Source organism: Jatrophihabitans sp. (assembly GCF_046262535.1).
Classification (GTDB): domain Bacteria; phylum Actinomycetota; class Actinomycetes; order Mycobacteriales; family Jatrophihabitantaceae; genus Jatrophihabitans.
The window spans coordinates 1-5159 of sequence record NZ_JBHEMO010000061.1 but is presented as its reverse complement, the minus strand read 5'-3'; the positions used below and the strand labels follow the sequence as shown (position 1 = coordinate 5159).

General features: G+C 72.1%; 5 protein-coding genes and 2 pseudogenes. All 7 read left to right on the top strand.

All coding sequences use genetic code 11. The features are described 5' to 3' along the window. Positions 1–298 (top strand): annotated as a pseudogene (locus tag ABR571_RS09255) (protocatechuate 3,4-dioxygenase subunit beta); the annotation flags it as partial. Continuing rightward, complete coding sequence (pcaG, locus tag ABR571_RS09250) at positions 253–834, top strand: protocatechuate 3,4-dioxygenase subunit alpha (protein ID WP_409452903.1); 582 nt, start codon at positions 253–255, stop codon at positions 832–834. The pseudogene ABR571_RS09255 and the gene pcaG, both read left to right, overlap by 46 nt. Beyond that, positions 827–2008: a lyase family protein gene (locus ABR571_RS09245; protein WP_409452902.1), complete on the top strand. Its 1182-nt coding sequence runs from the start codon at positions 827–829 to the stop codon at positions 2006–2008. Before pcaG ends, ABR571_RS09245 begins: the two co-directional genes overlap by 8 nt. Beyond that, entirely contained in the window at positions 2005–3141 is a 1137-nt protein-coding gene (pcaC, locus tag ABR571_RS09240) for a 4-carboxymuconolactone decarboxylase (RefSeq protein ID WP_409452901.1), read from the top strand. The genes ABR571_RS09245 and pcaC overlap by 4 nt, the downstream gene beginning before the upstream one ends. Continuing rightward, positions 3138–3797, top strand: a complete 660-nt coding sequence (locus ABR571_RS09235; protein ID WP_409452900.1) for a 3-oxoacid CoA-transferase subunit A — start codon at positions 3138–3140, stop codon at positions 3795–3797. The genes pcaC and ABR571_RS09235 overlap by 4 nt, the downstream gene beginning before the upstream one ends. Beyond that, positions 3797–4438: a 3-oxoacid CoA-transferase subunit B gene (locus ABR571_RS09230; RefSeq protein ID WP_409452899.1), complete on the top strand. Its 642-nt coding sequence runs from the start codon at positions 3797–3799 to the stop codon at positions 4436–4438. Before ABR571_RS09235 ends, ABR571_RS09230 begins: the two co-directional genes overlap by 1 nt. After that, positions 4435–5159, top strand: a pseudogene (locus ABR571_RS09225) (5-methyltetrahydropteroyltriglutamate--homocysteine S-methyltransferase); the annotation flags it as partial. The gene ABR571_RS09230 and the pseudogene ABR571_RS09225, both read left to right, overlap by 4 nt.

The window sequence follows — 5159 nt, the reverse complement described above, 5'->3', positions numbered from 1 at the left end:
GTTCCTGACGATCAAGCCCGGCCCCTACCCGTGGCGCAACCACGACAACGCGTGGCGCCCCGCCCACATCCACTTCTCCCTCTTCGGCACCGCGTTCACCCAGCGGCTGGTGACGCAGATGTACTTCCCCGGCGACCCGCTGTTCGACCTCGACCCCATCTACCAGTCCGTCGTCGAGCCGCACGCCCGCGCACTACTCGTGGCCCGCTACGACCACGACCTCACCCGCCCGGAGCTGCACACCGGCTACCGATGGGACATCGTCCTCGGCCGCACCCCGACGGAGGACGGCCAGTGAGGACGACTCCGGGCCAGACAGTCGGACCGTTCTTCGGCTACGCCCTGCCCTACGCCGGCGGCGCCGACCTGGTTGCGGCCGCCGATCCGGCCGCGGTCCTGCTCACCGGTCGAGTCCTGGACGGCGCCGGCGAGGGCGTGCCGGACGCGCTGCTGGAGATCTGGCAGGCCGACGCCGACGGTCGCGTCGTGCGCCAGGCCGGGTCCTTGCATCGCGAGGGGTTCACCTTCACCGGCTGGGGACGGGCGGCTACCGACAACACCGGCCGCTACCGGTTCACCACCGTGCGGCCGGGCGCGCCCGCCGGCGGGGTGCCGTTCATCGCGATGACCGTCTTCGCCCGCGGCCTGCTGGACCGGCTCTTCACGCGCGTCTATCTGCCCGACACGGCCGAGGACGCCCTGCTCGCCGGGCTGCCGGAGGACCGGCGCCGCACGCTCATCGCCACCGAGGACGGCCGCCGGTTGCAGTTCGATGTGCGCCTGCAGGGCCCGGACGAGACGGTGTTCCTGCGCTACCCGGGCTCCGATGAGTGAGCTGTTCTGGCCCGGCGCTTCGCGGGCCGGATCGCTGCTGACCGACGAGTCGCTGGTGGCGGCGATGACCCAGGTCGAGGTGGCGTGGCTGCGGGCGCTGCGCGATGCTGGCGCCGCGACCGACGTCGAGCCCGACGCGGTTCCGGTCATCGCGCCGGCGGAGATCGCCGCCGACGTCGAGCCCGGCGGAAATGCCGTGATACCCCTCGTGGCCCGGCTGCGCGAGCGGGTCCCCGACCCGACCGCGCGCTGGCTGCATCGCGGCCTGACCAGCCAGGACGTCCTCGACACCGCGCTGGTCCTGTGCCTGCGCGACGTCCTCGACCAGGTGCTCGACGACGTGCAGCGGCAGGCCGCGGCGCTGCGCCGACTCGCCGACACCCACCGCCGGTCCGTGCAGGCGGGCCGGACGCTGACGCAGCACGCCGTTCCGACCACGTTCGGGCTCACGGCAGCGAACTGGCTGACCGGTGTCCTGGACGTGGCGGACGAGTTGGTCGAGCTCCGGACGACGTTGCCGGCCCAGGTCGGCGGCGCGGCCGGCACGCTCGCAGCAGTGACTGCGCTGGCCGGTGACCCGTCGGCCGTGGTGGAGCGGTTCGCCGGCGAGCTCGGCCTCCGGTCCGTCGCCCCGTGGCACGGGAACCGCCGCACCTTCACCCGCGTCGGCGACGCGCTCGTCGCGGGCGTCGACGCAGCGGGGCGGATCGCCAACGATGTGCTGGTGCGCGCGCGGCCGGAGATCGCCGAGCTGAGCGAGGCGAGCCCGGGCGGATCGTCGACGATGCCGCACAAGCAGAACCCGGTGCTGTCGGTCCTCGTGCGACGGGCGGCGATCACGGCGCCGTCCGCGGCCGCGGCACTGCACGCTGCTGCAGCGGCCGCCGTCGACGAACGGCCCGACGGAGCCTGGCACGCCGAGTGGGCCGCCCTCCGCGCCCTGGGACGGCTGGCGGCCGTCGCCGCGTCGCAGACCGCGGAGTTGCTTGAGGGACTGGTCGTGCATCCCGATCGCATGCGCGCGACCGCCGAGGCCGCCGGGCCGGACCTGCTCGCCGAGCAGCAGGCGATGACCGGCCGCACCGGCGACCTCGATTCCTATCTGGGCGCGGCGGACGCGTACACCGACCGCGCCCTCGAGCGGGCCGACCAGTTCATCAAGGACATCCGGTGACCCCCGACGTCGCCCTGGACGACCTCGGGGGGACGGGACCCGAGTTGCTCGTGCTCGGCCCGTCGCTCGGCACCACCGGCCGGGGCCTGTGGGCGGCGGCGGCCGTCAAGCTGGCCGACCGATTCCACGTCCTGGCCTGGGAGCTCCCCGGGCACGGAGAAGCACCCGCGGCCACCGAGTTCACCGTCGCCGACCTCGCCGCCGCGGTGCTCGAGCGCATCGAAGGGTCCTTCGCCTATGCGGGCGTCTCGCTCGGCGGGGCGGTCGGCCTGCAGCTGCTGCTCGACGCCCCCGACCGGGTCACATCGGCGGCACTGTTCAGCACCGGAGCGCGGATCGGCCAACCGTCCGGCTGGCACGACCGCGCCGAGCGCGTGCGACGCGAGGGACTGGGCTGGCTGGTGGAGGATTCGCCGCAACGTTGGTTCGCGCCGGCCCACCGTGGCGGGGCCGAGGCGAAGGCGCTGCTAGCCGACCTCGCTGCCGTGGATCCGGAGAGCTACGCCGCGGCGTGCGACGCGCTCGCCGGCTTCGACGTCCGGGCGCGGCTGGCGGACATTGCACCACCGGTGCTGGCCGTTGCCGGCGCGCACGACCCGGTGGCGCCGCCGGCCAGCCTGCGGCACATCGCCGACGGAGTCCAGGACGGGCGGCTGGTTATCGTCGAGGACGCCGGCCATCAGATACCGGTCGAGGCACCCGCGGTCGCCGCGCAGTTGATCCGCGACAGCGTCGATTCCGAACCGGCCGAGCCGCTCGTCGATCGGCACCGGGCCGAGGGCATGCGGGTGCGGCGCGAGGTGCTGGGCGACGCCCACGTCGATCGCGCCTCGGCCGGGGCCGACGAGTTCACCGCCGAGTTCCAGCAGTTCATCACCGGCTACGCGTGGGGCTCCATCTGGACGCGACCCGGGCTGGATCGGCGTAGCCGGTCGCTGATCACGCTCACCGCCCTCGTCGCCGGCGGCCACGAGGAGGAGCTCGCGATGCACCTGCGCGGCGCGCTGCGCAACGGGCTCACCCGCGACGAGATCAAGGAGTGCCTGCTGCAGACCGCGATCTACTGCGGGGTGCCCAGCGCCAACACGGCGTTCCGGATCGCTCAGCGGGTCTTCGGCGAGGAGCAGCCGTGACCGCCGAGGTCTGCCCGGACCTCGACACGGCAGTCCGCGGTATCGAGGACGGCGCCACCGTGCTCATCGGCGGCTTCGGCCGGGCGGGCATGCCGTACGCGCTGATCGATGCCGTACTGCGCCAGGGCGCGGTCGGGCTCACCGTGGTCAACAACAACGCGGGCAACGGCGACACCGGTCTGGCCGCCCTGCTGGCCGCGGGTCAGCTGCGCAAGGTGATCTGCTCGTTCCCGAGGCAGAGCGATTCGTTCGTGTTCGACGAGCTGTACCGCGCGGGCAAGATCGAGCTGGAGCTCGTGCCGCAGGGCACGCTGGCCGAACGGATCCGCGCCGGCGGGGCCGGCATCGGCGGGTTCCTCACGCCGACCGGCGTAGGTACGCCGCTTGCCCAAGGCAAGGAGGTCCGCACGATCGACGGCCGCGACTACCTGCTGGAGTTCCCGATCCGGGCCGACGTGGCGCTGATCCGCGCCCACATCGCCGACCGGATGGGCAACCTCGTCTACCGCAAGACCGGCCGCAACTTCGGGCCGATCATGGCGGCCGCCGCCGGGCTGACGGTGGCCGAGGTGAGCGAGGTCGTCACGACCGGTTCGCTCGACCCGGAGGCCGTCGTCACGCCCGCCATCTATGTCGATCGGGTGGTGGTCGCCTGATGCTGACCCGCGACCAGATCGCCGAACGCGTCGCGCGCGACGTCCCCACCGGGTCCTACGTCAACCTCGGCATCGGCCAGCCCACCCGGGTCGCGGCCTTCCTGCGGCCCGAGCAGCAGGTCGTGCTGCACACCGAGAACGGCATGCTGGGCATGGGTCCGGAGGCCGTCGGTGACGAGATCGACCCGGATCTCGTGAACGCCGGCAAGGTGCCCGTCACCGAGCTACCCGGCGCCTCGTACTTCCATCACGCCGACTCGTTCGCGATGATGCGCGGCGGTCACCTCGACGTCTGCGTCCTGGGCGCCTTCCAGGTCTCGACGGCCGGCGACCTCGCCAACTGGCACACCGGGGAGCCGGACGCTATTCCGGCGGTCGGCGGCGCGATGGATCTCGCCATCGGCGCGAAGGACGTCTTCGTGATGATGGCGCTGTTCGCGAAGGACGGCGCACCGAAGCTCGTCCAGCAGTGCAGCTACCCGCTGACCGGGCTGGCGTGTGTCAGCCGCATCTACACCGACCACGCGTTGTTCCATCTCACCGAGCGCGGAGTGATTCTCGCGGAGACGTTCGGTATATCGGAGGACGAGCTCCGCAAACGCATCGACGTCCCACTACTCGCCCCGGAGGACGAAACATGACCCAGCGCACCGAGCCGCCGTTCCGCGCCGACCACGTCGGCAGCCTGCTGCGTCCCCAGAAGCTGCTCGACGCCCGGGCCGCGCACGCCGCGGGGGACATCGACCGATTCGCCCTGCGCGCGATCGAGGACGACGCGATCCGCGACGTCGTCCGCATGCAGGAGGACATCGGCCTGCAGTCGGCCACCGACGGCGAGTTCCGCCGCACCTCGTGGCACATGGACTTCATCTATCAGCTGCAGGGCGTGCACCGCACCGACGAGCAGATCGCCGTGCACTTCCGCAATGCCCAAGGCGATCTCGACTTCACGTCCGCCGCGCTCAAGATCGACGGCAAGATCGGTCTGGACGAAGCGATCTTCGGCGCCGACTTCGAATTCCTCAAGTCGGTCGTTACGACCGCGACGCCGAAGCTGACGATCCCGTCGCCGAGCATGGTCCACTACCGCGGCGGCCCGGCCGCCATCGACAAGTCGGTGTACCCGGACGAGGACGAGTTCTGGTCCGACCTGTCGGCCGCCTACGCCAAGCAGGTCCAGCAGATCGCCGCCCTCGGCTGCCGGTACCTGCAACTGGACGACACGAGCCTCGCCTACCTCAACGACCCGGAGCAGCGCGCCGAGCTCGCGGCGAAGGGCGGCGACGCCGAACACCAGCACGAGCGGTACATCCGGCAGATCAACGCGGCCCTCGCCGATCGGCCCGCCGACCTGCGGGTGAC